Origin of the sequence: Sphingobium mellinum, assembly GCF_037860795.1 — a bacterium.
GTDB classification, from domain to species: domain Bacteria; phylum Pseudomonadota; class Alphaproteobacteria; order Sphingomonadales; family Sphingomonadaceae; genus Sphingobium; species Sphingobium mellinum.
Map to the genome: position 1 here is coordinate 1 of NZ_JBANRK010000033.1, position 17,411 is coordinate 17,411.

The 17,411-nt window shown below is 61.6% G+C and carries 13 protein-coding genes and 1 pseudogene; 9 read left to right on the forward strand and 5 right to left on the reverse strand.

Annotated features, from left to right (window positions below; all coding sequences use genetic code 11):
- Window positions 1-440: pseudogene (locus AAC640_RS17625) on the forward strand (hypothetical protein); the annotation flags it as partial.
- 259 nt (window positions 441-699) lie between these two features.
- Here the strand turns inward: AAC640_RS17625 and AAC640_RS17630 are convergent.
- Window positions 700-2,856 (reverse strand): beta-glucosidase, encoded by a 2,157-nt coding sequence (locus AAC640_RS17630; protein WP_340268645.1) that lies wholly within the window; start codon window positions 2,854-2,856, stop codon window positions 700-702.
- Between the two features lie 13 nt (window positions 2,857-2,869).
- Complete coding sequence (locus AAC640_RS17635) at window positions 2,870-4,141, reverse strand: sugar MFS transporter (RefSeq protein WP_340268647.1); 1,272 nt, start codon at window positions 4,139-4,141, stop codon at window positions 2,870-2,872.
- Between the two features lie 387 nt (window positions 4,142-4,528).
- On the opposite strand from AAC640_RS17635, the gene AAC640_RS17640 reads away from it, so the two are divergent.
- The 8 genes from AAC640_RS17640 (at window position 4,529) to AAC640_RS17675 (ending at window position 13,931) form a co-directional block, all read left to right on the forward strand.
- Complete coding sequence (locus AAC640_RS17640) at window positions 4,529-5,566, forward strand: alpha/beta hydrolase fold domain-containing protein (RefSeq protein ID WP_340268649.1); 1,038 nt, start codon at window positions 4,529-4,531, stop codon at window positions 5,564-5,566.
- A 476-nt stretch (window positions 5,567-6,042) separates the two neighbouring features.
- Window positions 6,043-8,088: a TonB-dependent receptor gene (locus tag AAC640_RS17645; protein WP_340268669.1), complete on the forward strand. Its 2,046-nt coding sequence runs from the start codon at window positions 6,043-6,045 to the stop codon at window positions 8,086-8,088.
- A 121-nt stretch (window positions 8,089-8,209) separates the two neighbouring features.
- On the forward strand, window positions 8,210-9,169 hold the full coding sequence (locus AAC640_RS17650) for an MBL fold metallo-hydrolase (RefSeq protein WP_340268651.1): 960 nt from the start codon (window positions 8,210-8,212) through the stop codon (window positions 9,167-9,169).
- Window positions 9,170-9,173: 4 nt separating this feature from the next.
- A complete protein-coding gene (locus AAC640_RS17655) occupies window positions 9,174-10,781 on the forward strand; it encodes an FAD-dependent oxidoreductase (protein ID WP_340268653.1) in 1,608 nt (535 codons plus the stop codon).
- Window positions 10,778-10,963, forward strand: coding sequence for a DUF2783 domain-containing protein (locus AAC640_RS17660; RefSeq protein WP_340268655.1), 186 nt, complete (start codon window positions 10,778-10,780; stop codon window positions 10,961-10,963). Before AAC640_RS17655 ends, AAC640_RS17660 begins: the two co-directional genes overlap by 4 nt.
- Window positions 10,963-12,222 (forward strand): spinster family MFS transporter, encoded by a 1,260-nt coding sequence (locus AAC640_RS17665; protein ID WP_340268657.1) that lies wholly within the window; start codon window positions 10,963-10,965, stop codon window positions 12,220-12,222. Before AAC640_RS17660 ends, AAC640_RS17665 begins: the two co-directional genes overlap by 1 nt.
- A gap of 128 nt (window positions 12,223-12,350) precedes the next feature.
- Complete coding sequence (locus AAC640_RS17670; protein WP_340268659.1) at window positions 12,351-13,160, forward strand: IclR family transcriptional regulator; 810 nt, start codon at window positions 12,351-12,353, stop codon at window positions 13,158-13,160.
- A gap of 33 nt (window positions 13,161-13,193) precedes the next feature.
- Window positions 13,194-13,931, forward strand: coding sequence for an IclR family transcriptional regulator (locus tag AAC640_RS17675; protein ID WP_340268661.1), 738 nt, complete (start codon window positions 13,194-13,196; stop codon window positions 13,929-13,931).
- On the opposite strand, the gene maiA is transcribed toward AAC640_RS17675, so the two are convergent.
- Genes maiA through hmgA form a run of 3 tightly spaced genes read right to left on the reverse strand, consistent with a single transcriptional unit; the run spans window position 13,928 to window position 17,168 of the window.
- Entirely contained in the window at window positions 13,928-14,569 is a 642-nt protein-coding gene (gene maiA / locus AAC640_RS17680; RefSeq protein ID WP_340268663.1) for a maleylacetoacetate isomerase, read from the reverse strand. The genes AAC640_RS17675 and maiA overlap by 4 nt on opposite strands.
- Window positions 14,566-15,885, reverse strand: a complete 1,320-nt coding sequence (gene fahA / locus AAC640_RS17685) for a fumarylacetoacetase (protein WP_340268665.1) — start codon at window positions 15,883-15,885, stop codon at window positions 14,566-14,568. Before fahA ends, maiA begins: the two co-directional genes overlap by 4 nt.
- Window positions 15,882-17,168 carry a homogentisate 1,2-dioxygenase gene (gene hmgA, locus AAC640_RS17690; RefSeq protein WP_340268667.1) on the reverse strand — a complete coding sequence of 429 codons (1,287 nt, stop codon included), beginning with the start codon at window positions 17,166-17,168 and terminating at the stop codon, window positions 15,882-15,884. The genes fahA and hmgA overlap by 4 nt, the downstream gene beginning before the upstream one ends.
- Window positions 17,169-17,411 lie beyond the last annotated feature (243 nt).

The window sequence follows — 17,411 nt, forward strand, 5'->3', positions numbered from 1 at the left end:
TCGCGAAATCCGGCGGTGCCTCAAGCGGTACATCGCTCGCGAAATCTACCAACACCTCTGTGCTGAAAAGCCGCTCCACGGCCTTTGTGGTGCACCGGAAGCCGGACCTCACCGTGAGCGTCGTTGTGAGCCAGGGGGTCGTCGAAGTAGGTCGAGAGAGTGCCCCCGCCGCTGTCCGGGTTTCCAGCAACATGCGTGCGGATGCCCCGTTTGGAACCGACTGCGACATCACGACGTCAACGATGGACGAAGGAACCGTGAAGAGCGCGCTTTCATGGCGGGAGGGCCGCATTGCATTCAATGGCACCAGCTTGAACGAAGCCGCTGCAGAATTCGCGCGCTATAGCGATAAGGAGATTGTTTTTAGCGAGCCGTCATTGGCTTCGCCGAAGCAGTCGCAACAAGCTACAACCTCAAAGTTGTCAAGCAGGGCCAAATGATCATCGTGACCTCTGCGTAGGTCAGATTGACACTCGCAACCCGTCACAGGGCAGGGAGCAATGCTGCATCCAGGGCCGTTACGGGAGTGACGTTGCCGCGCGGGGCATGCACGCGCCGCCCGGACGAGCATAGGGGTCTACTATTGCCGATCAATTGCTTATAGTGCTCCGCTACACTCGGAGCGTCCGCCCGCTGCTTCGCGCGCACCGCATCCGATGGAAGGCTTTCCGGTGTTTGGGTAATCAGCGCCCCTCCTCATCAATCGCGCCACTGGCGGGGCTGCAAGCGAACCGTGACGGGCGTACCCAATTTTGCTGCACTTTCGCCGAGCGCGAAGCTGTAATTGCCGCCCTCGATCACCCAGCCGCTGTCTTTCCAGTCGGCCAGCAAGCGGTTGTCGACATCGAGCGTCAACTTACGGGTCTCGCCCGGTTGCAGCACTACTTTCTGAAAGCCGACCAGTCGCTCAAGCTTTTCGCCGTTGCGATCAACCAGATAAAGCTGCGGCACATCCGCACCGGCGCGGTCGCCCATATTGCGGACCGTGAAGCGCAGGCGGACCGACTTGCCTCCGCTGGCGGACAGCGGCCCGTGGGAAAAGCGAGTGTAGCTCAGGCCATGGCCAAAGGCGAAGAGCGGCGTTTTCCCCGACCTGGCGAAGCCGCGATAGCCGACATCGGCGCCTTCGTCATAAGCAACCTTGACCGGCGTTCGGTCAGGCAGGCCAAGCCCCGGCAGCGCGACGCGGGGATATTGCTCGATCGATGCCGGATAGGTGACCGGCAGGCGGCCCGACGGATTGACCTTGCCGGTCAGGATGTCAGCGATCGCCTTCCCGCCTTCCTGACCCGGATACCAGGCCTGAACGACCGCTTTGGCCTTTTCGAGCCAGGGCATCGTCACCGCATTGCCCGTTTCCAGCACGACCACCAGATTGGGATTGGCGGCGGCCAGAGCCGAAATCAACTCATCCTGACCCTGCGGAAGCGCGAGCGAGCCGGAATCCATGCCCTCCCCTTCCCACTTGGTCGCAAAGGCGATGACCATGTCTGCCCTGGCGGCATAGGCGGCGGCGGCTTCGGGCGAATAGCCGTTCTGGAAGCTGATAGTGGCGGCGGGCAGCGCCTTGCGTAGTGCCGCAAGCGGAGAACCGGCCATATAAAGCTGTCGGCTGAACAGGGCCGTTGGTCCGTCGCTGCCCGGCTCTATGATGCGCGGCGCGCCATCTGACGGGGTGACCTGACTGGAACCCCCGCCCGACAGCACGCCGAAATCAGCATTCCCGCCAACCACCAATATGGTACGAGCCGTCGCGGCGAGCGGCAATATGCCGTCATTTTTGAGCAGGACGATGCCACCCCGCGCCGCATCCAGCGCGATCTGGGCATGCGCCTTATAGTCGATCGGCTGGGATTCATAAGTGCCGGTGATGCCGACCGCGAACAGGCTTCGCAGGATGCGGCGCACGGCATCGGAAACGCGATCCTTGGGGACATCGCCGCTGGCGACCAGATCGGCAAGCGGCTGGCCGAACCAGTGCTGCTTGTCGAGTTGATAGCCCATCTGCTGATCGAGGCCCGACTTGATATAGGACACGTCGTCGACCGCGCCCCAGTCCGACATGACCCAGCCCTTATAGCGCCAGTCGCCCTTGAGCACGCGGTTCAGCAGATGATCGTTGCCGCACGCCTTGTACCCATTGACCAGATTATAGGCGCACATGACCGCGCCCGGCTGGCCGATCTCGATGCCGATCTTGAATCCCAGCAGATCGCTTTCGCGCAGCGCGTTTTCCGCGATCACCGAATCCGCCGTGTGACGCAGCGTTTCCTGTCCGTTTAGCGCGAAATGCTTGATGGTCGAAACCACCCCTTGCGACTGGGTGCCGCAAATGGCGTGACCGGCGAGTGTGCCGGCGAGCAAAGGGTCCTCGCCAAGATATTCGAAATTGCGACCGTTACGCGGATCGCGCGCGAGGTTCATGCCTCCGCCAAGGAGGATGTTGAAGCCTTTGGCCCGCGCTTCGGCGCCGACGGTCGCGCCGATCCGTTCGGCCAGCGCAGGATCGAACGAGGAAGCCAGCGACAGGCCTGACGGCATCGCCGTTGCGACATCGCCTTTCCGCAACTGGCCAGGGTTGGCGACCCCGAGGCTCGCGTCGGTCGAAAGCTGCGGCGGAATGCCAAGGCGCGCGACGCCGGGAACATAGCCTGCCGTGGGAAGCACGCCGTCCGGAACCGTCACCTCGAAGCCCGGAAACGAAATCGGCATGATACCCGACAGCAGGCCGATCCGTTCGGCATCTGTCATCTGCGCTTCCAGCCGCGCGGCCTTTGCGTCCGGATCGCCCTTAGGGCTTTGCGCCATCAGCGGCTGCGACGCGAGGAGGCACGACAGGGTGAGCAAAACGCGCATGAAGTGTCCTTTGTCAGGCCGGATTGCGCGCCGACCAGCCATAAATGGCGATCAGCAGGTAGCAGCTCGCGGGAATGGCGAGCGCCATCGCGAGCGAGGTGGCGTCGGCGATCGCGCCGGTCAGCAGGGGGATGATCGCTCCGCCGACGATGGCCATGCACAAAAGGCCTGATCCCTGCGGCGTCCGCTCGCCCAGACCTTCGATGCCCAGGCTGAAGATCGTCGGAAACATGATGGCGTTCATCAGGCCGACGGCCAGGATCGCGTAGCCCGCTACAGCGCCCGTGCTCAACGCCGACAGGGCGATCAAAAGCACCGCGCCGATACAGACCGTCGCCAGCACAAGACCGGGCCTGAAGCGTCGCAACATCATGGCGCCGATGAAGCGCCCCGCCATCGCACCGCCCCAATAGAGCGCGATCATCGTTCCGGCCACCTGTTCGCCCAGCCCCATGACCCGGTCCTGCGCAAGGTAACTGACGAGCATCGATCCGATCGCCACTTCCGCGCCGACATAGAGAAAAAGAGCCACTACGCCTCCCGCCAGCCGCCCGCGCCGCAGCAAGGCGAACGATCCGGCCAGGCTTGCCGAAGCACCTTGTCCGCCCGTGATCGCGGAGCGGCGTATGAAGAAGAACAGCGCCACTAACAAAAGTATCATCGCGATCGCGATATAGGCATGGCCGATGACGGCTGCCTCTTTCGCCAGGAAAAGGGTGCGCTCTGCCGGCGCAAGCCCGGCCGGATCCACCTTGCTCATCGAACCGAGGATGACGAGGGCACCGACCGGCGGAAACAGGGTCGTGCCGAGCGAATTGAACGCCTGCGCCAGCGTCAGGCGGCTGTGCGATGTCGCCGGATCGCCCAGATTGGCGATCAGCGGATTGGCGCCGACCTGCAGGATCGTGATCCCGGCGGCCAGTACGAACAGCGCCGCCAGAAAAGCGGGGTAGATGCCCGATGACGACGCGGGGACGAACATCAGACAACCCACGGCCATGGTTACAAGGCCAACGACGATGCCCTTGAGATAGCCGATCCGCGCGATCAGCGCGCCGGCGGGAATCGACACGATGAAATAGGCCATGAAGAAGGCGAACTGGGTCAGCATCGCCTCTGCGTACGATAGCGAGAACAGGCCCTTGAGCTTGGGGATCAGAATGTCGTTGAGACTGGTCAGCCCACCCCAAAGGAAGAAGAGAGCGACGACGGCCGCAACCAGGGTGCGCGTCGCGGGCACCTGTTCAGAGCCAGCCCGAGCATGGTCGGAAATCAAGGCAGTCATTGCTTTCTTTCTCTTGCTCGGTGGCAATGGAGGGCTATGTCCCCATGACAGGTGCGGCCTAGTATCACGCCTTATATGACGCTTCACCTGGCAATGCGCGTAGTTCCGACCGTCCGGATATTTTAGCAGTTCGCGAATGCCGCTGAATGGGTATGGCCATCAGCCCAAGGCTCGGCATCGATATATCCTCTCCAATGGCAACCCTAGAGCAATGGCTTTGCGTGCGGACCGCTTTGACCTGCCAGATTGCGGACTTCAATTCGCTATTTACGTATAATGAATCAATTCGTAAATAGGCAATGGCTCGGTGTGTGACTTTCCTTTGTCGAGAGGTCGTGGCCACCGTCAGGACGCCAGAAGGCGGGCGGAGCTTTTGGGAGAGAAACTATGCGATCTGTTATGTGCGGGATGTTGCTTGGCTTTGCGGTCTACGCGGCCCCGGCGACAGCTTGTCCACCCAACCCCGATCTTCGTTTCCGCGTGCCCGAGAGCGTGTCGCGGCCGGCGGCTGAAAAACTGTGCGCTTTTTACGCCGCCGCCCAGGCGCGGCCGCCCATGCCGCCGCTCAAGACGCTCGCAGACTTCGACCGGATGAATGCGGCAATCGAAGCCCAGGCCGTGCCCGCAAGCCAGCAGTTCGCTGATGCGATGCACGTGCGGTCGGTCAGGGAGACGATCGGCGGCGTCAGCATACTCCGGCTCATCCCGCCCAATGCCCGGCCCGGACGACCGCCGCTCGTTTATATTCACGGCGGCGGCTACATCATCCTCTCGGCCCTGTCGACGCAGGTGCTGCCCTCGCTGCTCGGCAAGGCAATGGCGCGCGAGGTGATTTCGATCGACTACACGCTGGCGCCGCGCGGAAATGTGAACACGATCTCGGACCAGGTGATCGCCGTGTGGCGGGCCCTCATTGCTGCCGGAAATGATCCGCGTGCGATGGGGATGTTTGGGGACTCGGCGGGCGGGAATATGGCTGCCGCTTTCACTCTGAAGATGCGGGACCAGGGCGTTCCGTTGCCCGGCGCGCTCTATCTGCTTTCGCCGGGAGCCGATCTGACAATGATCGGCGATACCGTTGCAACGCTCGGGCCCTATGACCCGATACTCCGGCCGCAGGACTTCACCACCTATCTGAAAGCCTATGCCGCCGAGACGAATGTCAGGCACCCCTATATTTCCCCCCTGTTCGGCGATTACACCAAGGCATTTCCGCCAACGCTCATCCAGGCCGGCACGCGTGAATTGCTGCTCAGCGAAGCGGTCAGGGAATATCAGGCGATCCGTGGCGGCGGTCATGAAGCGGTGCTCGACCTGTATGAAGGCATGCCTCATGTTTTCCCGGCGGTGATTCCGAACACGCCGGAAGCCGATATGGCGATTTCGACGGCGGCCGCCTTTTTCGAGCAGCATTTGCGCAAGTAGATCAGCGCCACCCCTGTCCTCTCGAATCGGGACCGATTGAGAGGCGCATCCGCCTCACCAGGAGTTGGGGCGGGGTCACCGCGCGCAACCCGCTGGTAAAAGAGCATCGTCACGCAGCGCCAAGCATGAAGGGCGAGGCGCGCATCGCTGCGCCGGCGCTCAGGTTGAGTGCGGCATGAGAGTGGGATCCGTCTCTCAACTGGCATTTCCCAAATACGAATTGATTAGCTATTGACGAATATCTATAATGTGGCCAAAGGGGTCGCATCAAGCTGGCGCAAACCGGCGGAATATGGGGAGGGATAGATATGATCAGAACAAACTGGCTGGTGTCAGCCGCGCTAATCGCCATGGCAGCGCCAGGGGTTGCCTTCGCTTCGCCCGCAGGTGATGACCAATCCGCGCAGGCCGACGGCGCAAGTCCTGGTGCGACGGACGAAATCGTGGTGACTGCGGAAAAGCGATCCACCACGGTGATGCGCACGAACATCGCCGTTGCCGCGCTGTCGGGCGACGATCTCAAGCAGCACGAAATTCGCGATGTGAAGGCGCTACAAAATTTCGTGCCCGGCCTGTCGGTTTCCGACACCGGCCTTGTCAGTCAGCTCAATATCAGAGGCATTGGTCTCGGGATCACCGACCCGGGCGTATACTCCGGCGTCGCCATTTATCGCGACAATCTGTTCCAGGGACCGATTGTCGCCAATGAACCCTTTTACGATATTGGCAGCGTTCAGGTGCTTCGCGGTCCCCAGGGGACCTTCGTCGGAAACAATTCGACGGGCGGCGCCCTGTTCGTCAAGACAGCCGATCCGAAGCTGGGAGACGCGAGCGGCTATGCAAGTCTGACGGGTGGAAACTATAACCGCATCGCATTCGAAGGCGCCGTCAATATTCCTGTCAGCGACACCCTCGCCGTTCGCATCGCGACTTACGATGAGCATCGCGCCAGCTTTTTCAAGAATGGCAATCCTCCCGGCAGTCCTTCGCGAAACTATTCGACGCCAGGAGAGCTTAACATTATCGCTGGACGTATCAGCGTTTTGTGGAAACCTTCAGACGACTTCCAGAGCCTCAGCAAGGTCGAATATTATCATAATGACACCGGTGGCTTTACCGGCAAGCCGATCCCCGGAACCTTCTTCTCCACCTTGGTCTCGCCCGATCCCTACACCATCAATTTCGGAAACGTTCCGCGTTACGATGAGTCGACCTTCCGCGTGGACAACGAGTCAAGCCTGACGCTACGCAACGGTATCACGCTGCGCAATATGATCGGTCTGACGGTAGCCAAGTTCCACCAGGGATCCGATGTCATTGGGGCTTCGTTCCCTAGCGTCACCATAAATGTCTCGGCGGTGGAGCCGATCTTCTCGGAAGAATTCACGATCATTTCGCCCGCGGACAGGCCGCTCAAGTGGACCGTTGGCGGATATTATCTTCGTGATCATAACCGGGTTCCAGTCTACGCCCAGAACTTCTTCGGAAACACGCTGACCACCGGCACGGATCGCGCTACAAAGAAATCGCAGGCCGTTTATGGCGGCGTGAAGTATAAGCTCACCGATGCTCTCGAAGTCGAAGGCAGCGCCCGTTATACCTGGTCCCAGGTCGACAAAGATGCCCGCAACGGAAACGGCACCTATGATTTGACGACAAATAACCTGCTGTTTTTCTCTCCGTCGACGGGCAACCAGTCCGATAGCGGTCTGACCTGGAAGGCGGGTATCAACTATACCGCCGATGCCCACAACTTTCTCTATGCTTTCGCAGCCAAGGGCCGCAAGGGCGGCGGCGTACAAAGCCCCGTTTCGAACTTCGCCCCGGAGTCCGTGATGGACTATGAAGCCGGTTGGAAGGGCACGATGTGGGGCGGAGCGCTGCGCGCGCAAATCGGCGGATTTTATTCGAAATATACGAACATGCAGATTCAGGGGATCGTGCCCGCAAACGGATTTCCAGCTATCTTCAACGCGGGATCGGCAGAAACCTATGGTCCGGAAGCGGAACTGGCCGTGCACCTCGGCAATTTCGACATGACGGTCGCCGGTTCCTATTTGAAGTCAAAGATTACCGTCAACGATATCGTCAACAGGCCATCGCTGCCCGATGGTGGTCAGGGAACATTAGGTCCGCAGTGCGCGGCGGGGCAAACTGCGAATTGCTTCAACTATGGTCCCTTTACAGGCACGGCCACTGGGCCTCTTCCCTTTGCCCCCAAGTTCAACATCGCCGTGGGACTCTCTTACAAAATAGAATTGGGTGGAGATAAGAACCTTGTCCCACATGTTGAATATACGCACACCGATAGCCAAAGGACGTCCTTTTTCAAGGATTCCACTTCGATCCTCCCGGGTCGGGACCTTTTCAACGCCAAGCTAACCTACAGCACCGATCGGTTCGACTTTGAGGCATTCGTCACAAATCTGACCAAGGAAGTCTATCCCGGCGGCGCGAACGGGGGGCTCTGGTTCTATGGCGCGCCGCGGCAGTTCGGCGGGCGGGCGTCGGTCCGTTTCTGAACATTCAGAGGCGGCCCGCCGGCATGAAAGATCGCCGGGCCGCCTTATGACCGGAAGATGCATTTGAAACGACAATCTATATGCTCGGTCGCACGAGCGGGCATAATCTGGAGCTACTATCTTGGCAAAGCCTTTCGCATCGTCGGCCGATACGGCGCCCACCACCGAAAAGCTGGAGATTCTCGCCGATGGCGTGTACGCGCTGACGGCGGAAGGTGATCCCAATGTCGGGGCGATCGAGGGCGAGGACTTTCTCGTCTGCTTCGAGGCACGCGCGACGCCGGCGGCTGCACGCGACTGGCTTGCCAAGCTGCGCGCGCACACCGACAAGCCGGTCAAATATCTCGTCCTCACGCATTATCACGCGGTCCGCGTGCTGGGGGCGAGCGCGTTCGATGCGGAGCATATCCTCGCGAGCGAAGTCACGCGCCGATTGATCGAGGAGCGCGGCCAAGAGGATTGGGACAGTGAATATGGCCGGATGCCGCGCCTGTTCAAGCAGCCTGAGGAAATTCCGGGGCTGACCTGGCCGACCGAGACGTTCGACACAGACTATCGCATCGAACTGGGCGGCGAGCGCGGCGCGATCGACCTCAAATATTGCGGGCGCGGCCACACCGCCGGGGATATCGTCGCCTGGCACGACAAATCGAAAACGCTCTTTGCTGGCGATCTCGTGGAGAGCGAAGCCGCGCTCTATACTGGCGATGCTTTCCACTTCGACTGGTCGACCAGGACGCTCGATGCTGTCAAATCCTTTCGCGCCGAAAATCTGGTCGGCGGGCGCGGGACTATCGCCCGTAGCGTCGAAGCGAGCGACGCCGCCATCGAACAGACCCGCGAATTTCTGAGCGTGATGATCCAACATGTGGGCCATGCCCATAAGACCGGGGCCGATCTCAAATCCGCTTTCGAAGCGACCCATGCCGCGCTCGCCCCCAAATTCGGCCACTGGCCCATTTTCGAACATTGCCTTCCGTTCGACGTCCAGCGCCTGTGGGATGAGTTTGACGGGATCGACTGGCCGCGCATCTGGACCATGGAACGCGACAGGGACGTGTGGGCCAAGTTGCAGGGATAGACATATGCCCGGTGCACTGAGCAGGGACGGCATTCCCATCTGGCGCGACATCGGTGCAACGCCGCTGGATGATGCGCCGGGCGATTTTGACGTCGTCATCGTCGGCGGCGGTCCGGTCGGGCTTACGCTTGCGCTTGATCTCGGCAAAAAGGGCCGGCGGGTGCTGCTGCTCAACAAGCGGGACTTCGTCGCCGCCGGTTCGAAGGCGATCTGCTTTTCGAAGCGCACGCTCGATATCTGGAACCGCCTCGGTGTGGCCAACGCGATGGTCGCGAAGGGTGTCGCCTGGAATGTCGGCAAGGTGTTCTGGGGCGACAGCGCGGAGCCGGTGTTCACCTTCGACATGCTGCCGCTCAAGCATCAGGAAATGCCCGGCTTCATCAACCTGCAGCAATATCGGTGCGAAGACATACTGATCGATGCGGTATCGCAGGTTCCCGGCGTCACGATCCGCTGGGGTCACGAAGTCACTGGGTTGAGGCAGGTCGATGGCGGCGTGTCGCTGGACGTCGTTGCACCCGATGGACATTATGCTGTCGATGCGCCCTGGGTCGTGGCCTGTGACGGTCATAATTCTCCCGTTCGCGCGATGCTGGGCCTGGATTTCGACGGCCGGGTGTTCGAGGATAATTTCCTGATCGCCGACATCAGGCTGAAACAGGAGCGCCCCGCCGAACGCTGGTTCTGGTTCGATCCGCCCTTCAATCCGGGCCGCTCCGCGCTTCTGCACAAGCAGCCCGACGACATCTGGCGGCTCGACTTTCAGTTGGGCTGGAACATCGATCGGGAAGCCTGCATGCGTCCTGAATATGTCGAACCGCTGGTTCGCGGCATGCTGGGCAACGACATCGAGTTCGACCAGGAATGGTACAGCGTATACACCTTCCAGTGCCGGCGCATGGCGCGCTTCGTCCATGACCGCGTGATTTTTGCCGGCGACGCCGCGCATCTGGTTTCACCCTTCGGCGCGCGCGGCTGCAATGGCGGCGTCGCGGATGCCGACAATCTGGCTTGGAAGCTGGATCGGGTCATTGCGGGCGAGGCCGGGCATGACCTGCTGGAAGCCTATAATCACGAAGCCATCGTCACGGCCGATGAGAATATTCTCAATTCCTCGCGCTCCACCGATTTTCTGACGCCCAAGTCGCCTGTCAGTCACGCCTTCCGCGACGCTGTTCTGCAACTGGCCAGGGATCATGCGTGGGCGCGGCCATTCGTGAACTCGGGTCGCTTGTCGACCGCTGTCGCCTATCCGGATTCACCCCTGAGCCAGGCGGACCAGCCAGACGATCGCTGGCACGGCATAGCGCCCGGCCAAGTCGCCGTGGATGCACCGATCGATGGCGGCTGGCTGATGCAGTTGCTGGGTGGCGATTTCGTCCTCCTCGCGGCCGACAAAAGCGTGCCTCCCTTGCCGGGCGTGCGTATGATAGTGGTCGATGAACTGGGTGATCGGCACGGCATGATCGCGTCGCGCTACGATCTCACGTCAGGATCGGCCTATCTCGTGCGCCCGGATCAATATGTCGCCGCGCGCTGGCGTCATCCGACGGTCGAAAAGATGCGATCGGCCTATGAACGTGCCGCCATGCTCAAGGGTGAACCGCAATGACCCGAGCGCCGTCGCATATCGAAACGACCGATGATTTCTACGCAGCCCTTATCGCGTTGCATGATGGCCTTGATGCGCAGGAGAGCGCCATGCTCAATGCGAAGCTGATCCTGATCCTGGCCAACCATATCGGCGACAAGGCGGTGCTGGCCGAGGCGCTCCGCCAGGCCAGGCGTCCCTGATGAAAATTCGCGATCCCCGATGGACCCTGGCGCTGCTGTGCGTCGTCTATACGTTCAACTTCATGGATCGTCAGGTCGTGTCGGTGCTCGCCGAGCCGATCAGGCGGGATCTTGGTCTGAGCGATACGCAACTGGGCATGCTCACGGGCTTCGCATTCGCCATATTCTATACGGGCTTTGGTTTGCCGGTGGCCGCGCTCGCGGACCGGATTTCGCGGGTGAAGGTACTCGCCGCTGCCTGTTCGCTCTGGAGCATCTGCTGCGCCGCCTGCGGACTGGCGACCAATTTCGCTCAACTTGCCGCCGCCCGGATCGGGGTGGGTCTGGGCGAGGCCGGCGGGGTCGCACCTTCCTATTCGATCATCTCCGATCTCTTCCCCCCCTCGCAGCGCGCCCGCGCGCTGGCGGCATTTTCGCTGGGCGTGCCGTTCGGTCTGGCGCTGGGTTCGGCGCTGGCGGGATGGTCGGCGGCGCAATGGGGCTGGCGAACGAGCCTGTTCATCGTCGGCCTTCCGGGGCTGGTGCTGGCCCTGTTGCTGATCTGCCTGGTTCCAGAGCCGCGGCGCGGCGGCATGGACGGCGGCGTGGTCCAGCCCAAGGCGTCGCTTCGTGACACCGCGAAGATTTTCTTCCGCACGCCGACGATCATCTCCACAGCGCTTGCATGCGCAATCGGGGGCATCCCCAATTACGCGCTGATGGCCTGGATGCCGGCTTACATGATCCGGGTTCTCGGCATGACATTGACGCAGGTGAGCATCTATCTGAGCTTCACCATCGCCATTGCCATGGGAGCAGGCACATGGCTCAGCGGCTTTTTTGCCGACCGATTTGGCGCAGGCGACAGGCGCGCCTATGCCTGGGTCAGCGGCGCGGCGATGATTGGCGCGGTGCCGTTCCTGATCATGGGGCTCTGCGTCCAGCGCTGGCAGATTGCCTTGCCCCTGATGGGATTGAGCCTTGGCTGCGCCGGCGCCTATCTGACGCCGGCGGTCAGCTTCATACAAAATTCGGTCAACGCATCCCAGCGGAGCACCGCCGCCGCGCTCCAGCTCTTGTTGGTCAACCTGATCGGGATGGGCATCGGCCCGCTTTATGTCGGGATGATCAGCGACTGGCTGCAAGGACGCTACGGGACGGAATCGTTGCGGATCGCGCTCGCCGCTCTCGTTCCGTTTCTCGTCGCCGCGGCGATCGCGAACCTGATGACCGCGCGCCTGGTATCTCGCACAAGAGAGCAGGCGCATGTCTTGCAGTGAATTGTCTACAGGCCTTAGCTTCGTGCCAGCAACAACGGCGGTTATTGCAAAACGGGCTTGACGCTGCGATGGCGGCAGCGAGGCGGCGACGTTATGATGACGCGGGGTCATCCTGACTGGCGCGGCAAATGGAGATGAACGCAGTGGCTGCCGAGGCGCGCGGGGTTCAGTCGATAGAAGTGGGCGCCCGGATATTGGAGGCGATTGCGGCTGCGGGGGATCAGGTGATGCTGCGCGACATCGCCCTGGAAGCCGGGATCGCGCCAGCCCAGGCGCATCCTTATCTTGTGAGTTACCGTCGCTCCAACCTCGTCGAGCAGGACAGGGAGTCCGGCCGCTACCGCCTCGGGCCATTGGCATTGCAACTGGGATTGGCCCGGCTTCGCAGCTTCGACCCGCTCAAGGCCGCGGGCGAGGCAGCGGCGCGGTTCGCGGCCGACACGGCGATGTCGGTCACTATCACCGTCTGGGGCGCCTATGGGCCAACCGTCGTCCAGATTTACGAAGGGTCGGATCAAATCCACACCGCGCTTCGGCCGGGGACCGTCTTTTCGCTGACGGGTTCGGCGACGGGCCGGATTTTCTGCGCCAATCTGGGGGCTGAACTCGTCGTCGAAGCGATCAAGCTGCAAAAAGCCGAGAAATCGCCATCGCGCATTGTCGGCTCCGTCTCCGATTTCAGATCGATCAGGGCGGAACTGGCGCATATTCGTGAAGCGGGCTATGCGACGACGACATCCGATCCCATCCCCGGGATCAGTGCCATGAGCGCGCCGATATTCGAGACGGGGGGCGAACTGACGGGCGCCATAACCGTCATCGGGCCAGTGCCTTCCTTCGATCTGGCCCCTTCCGCCGAGCGAGTTCGAGAGGTCATTGACCTAGCGCGTGCGATTTCCGCCAGAGCGGGATACCAGCGTCCTGGCCGTTCTGCATGACGCCGGATTCACGAAGAAAATAGGTTGAAGCAGATGAGCAAAAGTGCCGGACGGGGCATCCAGTCGGTCGAAGTCGGGAACAGATTGTTGCTGGCCCTGATGCGGTCGGGATCGCCGATGATGCTGCGCGATCTGGCGCACGAGGCCAGGATCAGCGCGGCGCAGGCCCATGCCTATCTGACGAGCCTGCGCCGCACCGAACTGGTCGAGCAGGAGCCGGCGAGCGGTCGCTATATTCTGGGACCGGCGACCAACAGGCTGGCCAGCGCGCGGATGGAGACGTTCGATCCCATGTCGAACATCAACGCGCGCGCGCCCGATTTCGCGCATTCGCTGGGTGTCATGCTCGCACTGCTGGTGTGGGGACCGGCGGCGCCTACCGTCTATCGCGTCCATGACGCCAGCCAGATCGTCAACACGAACCTGCGGCCGGGCACCACCTTCAATATTCTCAACTCGGCTGCCGGCAGAATATTCGGTGCATTTGACGCATCGCCTGCCGTGCGGGAACGCCTTGCGTCTGAACTGGCCGGCGCCAGCGGCGATGGGGAACGGCAGGCTTATGAAACCGCCATCGCGAGGATTCGCGCGTCAGGCTATGCCATGATGGTCGAAAGCCCCGTGCCGGGACTGGCGTCCATAGCGGCGCCGGTTCTGCGGGATGGCGAATGTATTTTGGTGGCCATGATCATCGGCCCGAGAGCCGCGCTGGATGTTCAAGGCGCCGGCAGTCCGGCGGACGCGCTGCTGGCGTTTGCGCGTGGAGCCTAGGATTGATCGGCATCGGGCTGGGCCATGGGATGGGCGGCGGCGAATGCGGGCAAAAGCGCCGCCGTGCCGTCGATTTTCTGCACGAGCGGGAAGGGACGAAGGTCGACGTTGAATCGTCGGGCGGAATAAACCTGCGGAACGATGTAGCAATCGGCCAGCGTCGGCGCATCGCCGAATGCAAAAGCGCCGGAGCAGCGCTCCAGCATCTTTTCAAGCGCCGCAAAACCTTCGCTGATCCAGCGCGCGATCCAGGCGTCGACCTGATGCTGCTGCGCGTGCAGATCGGTCTTGAGAGAGCGGAGGACTCGCAAATTATTCAAGGGGTGGACATCGCAGCCGATGATGGCGGCCATGGCCCGAACAATCGCCCGGTCATTACGGGCGTCCGGCAGCAGTTGCGGAGAGGGAAAGCGCTCCTCCAGCCATTCTAGGATGGCCGGACTTTGAATGAGCGACATGCCGTCGTCCGTTTCCAGCGCCGGGACGAAATGCTGCGGATTGATAACGCCATAATCGGCGCTCTTGTGCGCTGACGTCCGCAGGTCGTGCGTGACCTGCTCGAACGACACGCCTTTCAGACCAAGGGCAATGCGCACCCGATAGGACGCGCTCGACCGCCAGTAACCGTGCAGGATCATGGCGTGCCCCCGCCATCCTGGATCAGGCCGGTGCATTCCCCGAACCCGATCGACACGAAACCGTCCGCCTCGCAGGTCGCGGTGAGCGTCAGTTCATCACCACCTTCCAGAAAGGCGCGCCTTTCGCCGGTGGGCAATTCTATCGGTGCGGACCCGTTGCGTGTGATCTCCATCAGGCTGCCCAGACCGTCGCTGGTCGATGCCGATATCGTGCCCGTGCCAAGCAGGTCGCCGGCCTGGAGATCGCATCCGTTGCATGTGTGGTGCGCGACCATCTGCGCAATCGTCCAGTACATGTTGGATGCGGGGCCTCGACCGATGCGATGCGCGTCCATTCCGGCGTCGGCCATGGCCTTGCTGCGCAGGGCCACCTCCAGCGTCAGCCCCAATGCGCCATGCGCCTGATCCGCATCATCCCAAAGATAGGGGAGCGGCCTGGGATCGCCATCGGGCCGGGCCGGCTGGGCGATACGGAAAGGCGCGAGCGCTTCGGCGGTGACGATCCAGGGGGAGATGGTGGTCAGGAAGTTCTTTGCCAGGAACGGCCCCAAAGGCTGATATTCCCAAGCCTGAAAGTCGCGCGCCGACCAGTCGTTCAGCAGGCACAGGCCCGCGATATGCGCGCCTGCTTCGCCGATCGGGATGGGCTGGCCAAGCGCATTGCCCGGCCCGACCCATACGCCCAGTTCCAGTTCATAGTCGAGCTTCTGGGTCGGCCCGAACAGCGGCGCGTCCGCATCCGGCGCCTTGCGCTGGCCATTCGGACGCCGGACCGGCGCGCCCGACGGCCGGATCGACGATGCGCGGCCGTGATAGCCGATCGGGATATGCTTGTAATTGGGAAGCAGCGGGTTGTCGGGCCGGAACAGCGACCCGATATTGGTCGCATGATGGATGCCGACATAGAAGTCGGTATAGTCGCCAATCCGGGCAGGCAGATGCATGGTTGCGGTGGACCGGCGGACCAGCAGCGGTTCCACATCCAACCGATGGTCGGGATTCGATAGCAGATCCGAAACCGCCTTCCTCAGTGAAACCCGGCTCGGCGCACCCATGTCGAGCAGCGCGTTGAGATGCGATCCTGCGGCTGCTTCAGCGGCCCGGTGTGCCTCTCCTTGCAAAAGTTGCGACCCAGCCAGCGCCTTGAGATCGAGAATGGAATCGCCAATCGCGATGCCGCCGCGCGGCGTGTCGCCGGCCACCGAGAAGATACCCAAAGGAAGGTTCTGGATCGGGAAACAGCCATGGCCGTTCGCGCTCTCGATCCAGCTTGTCCGCAACGGATCATGGGTGCCGTCAATCGCCGGTCTGGTCATCGGGGCAGCTCCGCCTTGGTAAATCCGGACCAGACCTCGTCATAGTCGGACTGGCATTCGGGAAGGTCCAGCGCATAGGCGGTGGGACAGATGATGAAGCGGCTTTCGAACATGAACGCCATCGTATCCTCGATCTTGTGCGACTTCAGATCGGCTGCAATGGCCTTTTCGTAGCTGGCCTTGTCCGGGCCGTGGCCGCTCATGCAGTTGTGCAGCGACGCGCCGCCCGGCATGAAGCCGCCCTCCTTGGCATCATAGGCCCCGTGGATCAGTCCCATGAACTCGCTCATGATGTTCCTGTGGAACCAGGGCGGCCTGAAGGTATCTTCGGCCACCATCCAGCGCGGCGGGAAGATGACGAAGTCGATATTCGCCGTTCCGGGCGTGTCGCTCGGGCTGGTCAGCACGGTGAAGATCGACGGGTCGGGATGGTCGTAGCTCACCGTATTGATGCTGTTGTACCGGCGCAGATCATAGCGGTAAGGTGCTAGATTACCGTGCCAGGCCACGACATCGAATGGCGAATGGTCCAACGTCGTGATCCAGAGGTGCCCAGAGAATTTCTGCACGATCTCGAACGGCGCGTCGATATCCTCGAACGCGGCGACGGGCGTCTCGAAATCGCGCGGATTGGCAAGGCCATTGGCGCCGATCGGCCCAAGGTCGGGAAGGCGCAGCAAAGCCCCATGATTTTCGCAGACATAACCGCTGGCCGAGCCATCGGGCAAAGAAACGCTGAACCGCACGCCCCGCGGGATGACGGCAATCTGTTGCGGCTCGATCTCAATGACGCCCAATTCGGTTCTGATGACCATTCTGCCGGACGCAGGCACGATCAGCATTTCGCCATCGCTGGAGGAAAAGGCGCGACGCTCCATGTCGCGATTGGCGGAAAACAGGTGGATGCCGATGCCCGTGCCTGCTTGGACATCGCCGTTGCCCGCAATCGTCAAGAGGCTGTCGAGGAAGTCGCTCGATCCATCGGCCGGCTTGAGCGGGTCCCAGCGCAGTCGATTGGGCGGCACCGGATCGGCAAATGGCCCGGCGTTGAAATGCGCATTCCTGTCATAGACCGAAAAAGGCCGATGGTTCGCAGCCGGTCGAATACGATAGAGCCAGCTACGCCGGTTTTCGCTGCGGGGCGCGGTGAATGCGGTGCCGGAAAGCTGTTCCGCGTAAAGGCCGAAGGGCACGTTCTGTGGCGAGTTTCTGCCCAGCGGGAGCGCGCCAGCCATCGCTTCGGTCGAAACATGGTTGCCAAATCCAGGAATATAGTCGCGCATGTGACACTCCCGCCAATATTAGACTTACACGAGCTATCTGTGCCCGACACATCAGATCATCGCCTAGTCTCGCGTCTATGCCCAACGCAACAAGAAATTCGCTAATAACTAATTCATTCGCTAGAATCACGCCTGGGTTGAACGAACGAGGGCGTGATGGGCCGATGTGTGCATGGCGGTGACAAACCAGGCCAATGGAGCGCCGGCGTTTTGCTGAGCGCGGCGGTGTAAAAACCGGCCATT

What these genes read in the sequence shown, in the direction of transcription:
- AAC640_RS17660 (WP_340268655.1), top strand. Translation starts at nt 10,778, where the DNA reads ATGACCCGAGCGCCGTCGCATATCGAAACGACCGATGATTTCTACGCA.
- fahA (WP_340268665.1), bottom strand. Translation starts at nt 15,885, where the DNA reads ATGACCAGACCGGCGATTGACGGCACCCATGATCCGTTGCGGACAAGC.
- AAC640_RS17655 (WP_340268653.1), top strand. Translation starts at nt 9,174, where the DNA reads ATGCCCGGTGCACTGAGCAGGGACGGCATTCCCATCTGGCGCGACATC.
- AAC640_RS17640 (WP_340268649.1), top strand. Translation starts at nt 4,529, where the DNA reads ATGCGATCTGTTATGTGCGGGATGTTGCTTGGCTTTGCGGTCTACGCG.
- AAC640_RS17645 (WP_340268669.1), top strand. Translation starts at nt 6,043, where the DNA reads ATGCGCACGAACATCGCCGTTGCCGCGCTGTCGGGCGACGATCTCAAG.
- AAC640_RS17670 (WP_340268659.1), top strand. Translation starts at nt 12,351, where the DNA reads ATGGAGATGAACGCAGTGGCTGCCGAGGCGCGCGGGGTTCAGTCGATA.
- hmgA (WP_340268667.1), bottom strand. Translation starts at nt 17,168, where the DNA reads ATGCGCGACTATATTCCTGGATTTGGCAACCATGTTTCGACCGAAGCG.
- AAC640_RS17665 (WP_340268657.1), top strand. Translation starts at nt 10,963, where the DNA reads ATGAAAATTCGCGATCCCCGATGGACCCTGGCGCTGCTGTGCGTCGTC.
- AAC640_RS17675 (WP_340268661.1), top strand. Translation starts at nt 13,194, where the DNA reads ATGAGCAAAAGTGCCGGACGGGGCATCCAGTCGGTCGAAGTCGGGAAC.
- maiA (WP_340268663.1), bottom strand. Translation starts at nt 14,569, where the DNA reads ATGATCCTGCACGGTTACTGGCGGTCGAGCGCGTCCTATCGGGTGCGC.
- AAC640_RS17630 (WP_340268645.1), bottom strand. Translation starts at nt 2,856, where the DNA reads ATGCGCGTTTTGCTCACCCTGTCGTGCCTCCTCGCGTCGCAGCCGCTG.
- AAC640_RS17635 (WP_340268647.1), bottom strand. Translation starts at nt 4,141, where the DNA reads ATGACTGCCTTGATTTCCGACCATGCTCGGGCTGGCTCTGAACAGGTG.